Source organism: Bartonella sp. OC16QHHD, from assembly GCF_042194035.1.
Lineage (GTDB): Bacteria > Pseudomonadota > Alphaproteobacteria > Rhizobiales > Rhizobiaceae > Bartonella.
In genome coordinates, this window is the sequence record NZ_JBHIMJ010000015.1 from 1 (window position 1) to 1,750 (window position 1,750).

2 protein-coding genes are annotated in these 1,750 nt (G+C 42.6%); both read left to right on the plus strand.

The genetic code is table 11. From position 1 onward, the window contains the following. A partial coding sequence (locus tag ACFIK1_RS03030; protein WP_375662053.1) for a hypothetical protein occupies positions 1-853 on the plus strand: 853 nt, incomplete at its 5' end. 88 nt (positions 854-941) lie between these two features. Continuing rightward, positions 942-1,750 (plus strand): N4-gp56 family major capsid protein (locus ACFIK1_RS03035; protein WP_375662054.1); only part of this gene is annotated, 809 nt, incomplete at its 3' end.

Sequence of the window (1,750 nt, forward strand, 5' to 3'; positions counted from 1 at the left end):
CAGAGTTGGAGCACCGGTCTTTGATGATGAGAGCTCTTTTGATGCCGGCACTTATGATGGTGAAACGATTGATAATGATGATGTCACCTCTCCAGAGCCGGTTGTGCAGTCCGTTGAAAAGCCTTCAGAGATTGTTCCTAGCATAGAACAGCAGCGTATGGAGCAACAAGCTAAACAAGCTCGTGAAGCGCTTGTCAAGCTTTATGAACCCCAATCCCAGACGCCAATGGTTGAAGGTGAAAATGCACCCCCAGACCCTACACAAGACATTATTGGCTATATGAGTTGGATGGGAAAAAAGATTCGAGAGCAGGATGCGTATATTAGGGAACAGAAAGAAGCGCTAAGACAAGCTGAGGAACAGCAGCAGCATGATATACGTCTTGGTCAGTTTTTCAACAATTCTGTTAAGTCGTTTCAAAATAAATCCAGTGATTTTGGTGATGCGGCAAATTTTCTTTATGAGAAGCGTGCGAAGGAATTGAGTTCTTGGTCGTCACTTTATCCTGAGTATGCAGATCCAAACACAATTTCTGAGATCATAAGGAATGAATTGCGTACGATTGTAGCGACTTGTGCACAAAGAGATCTCAATCCGGCAGAAGAGATTTATAGAATAGCGCAAAATCTTGGCTATCAGAACCAAGGGGTTCAAGCGAATAATCAAGTAGCAGAACTTCAAAGCCGGCAGAATTCTGCGAGAACCTTAACAGCATCTGGAGGAGGGGGCGTGACGGGTCCTATGACCAAAGAGACACTTGCGAATATGTCAGAAAAAGAATTTAACGCGTGGATATCGAACCCGAAAAATGAAGCCCGTTTTTATGAAATTATGGGTGCAGACCCTGATTAGGCAATAAGTTTTACAACATAATCCGCCTTGATGCGGGTTTTCCACCGGCTTTAAGCCGGTTTTTTTACAGCAAAGAAAGGTGAAATCAATGGCAACAACACATATAGGAACCCATGATCCGCAATCGGTGAAATTGTGGTCACAGAAATTAAGCAATGAAGTTTTGAAAGCAACGAAAATAGCTCCCCTGATTGGCAAAAGTTCGAACAGCATTATCCAGCTTTACAACGAAACCCATAAGAGTGCAGGGGATAGCGTTACGTTTAGTCTGCTGGTCAATCTGTTTGGGGACGGTGTCACGCAAGGCGAAACCTTAGAGGGCAATGAAGAAGCGCTTCAATTTATGAATGATCGGTTGGTGATTAACGAGCTTTTACATGCAGCACGTGTAGCGAATGATGACTCGATTGACCAACAGAGAATTCTCCCCAATTTACGGAAAAAAGCCAAAGAAGGTTTAGTTCGTTGGTATGCCAATCGTTTAAGCATCATGTTCTTTCTTCAGGTATGTGGTTATACACCCCGTACGATCAATGTTGATGGTCGAGAAGTGTATATTAAGCCGGTTCATTATGGCTTTAATGAAATCATGGCACCAAGCAATGAACGTATTATCCGCCCAGATGGTAAAACAAAGGATGAAGATCTCAATGATAAAGCCAAACATAGCTTTAGTCTTAAATTGATTGATGAAGCGGTTAAACAAGCCAAACTTGCCAATCCGCAAATTTCTCCAGTCCATGTCAATGGTGATGATGTTTATGTTTTGTATTTGCATCCAACACAAGTCATGCAATTGCGAACCAATACAGCCGTTGGTGAGTGGTTAGATATTCAAAAATCGGTTTATGCAACCTCTCGTGCGAAAAACCCAATCTTTGATGGTTCACTAGGCAT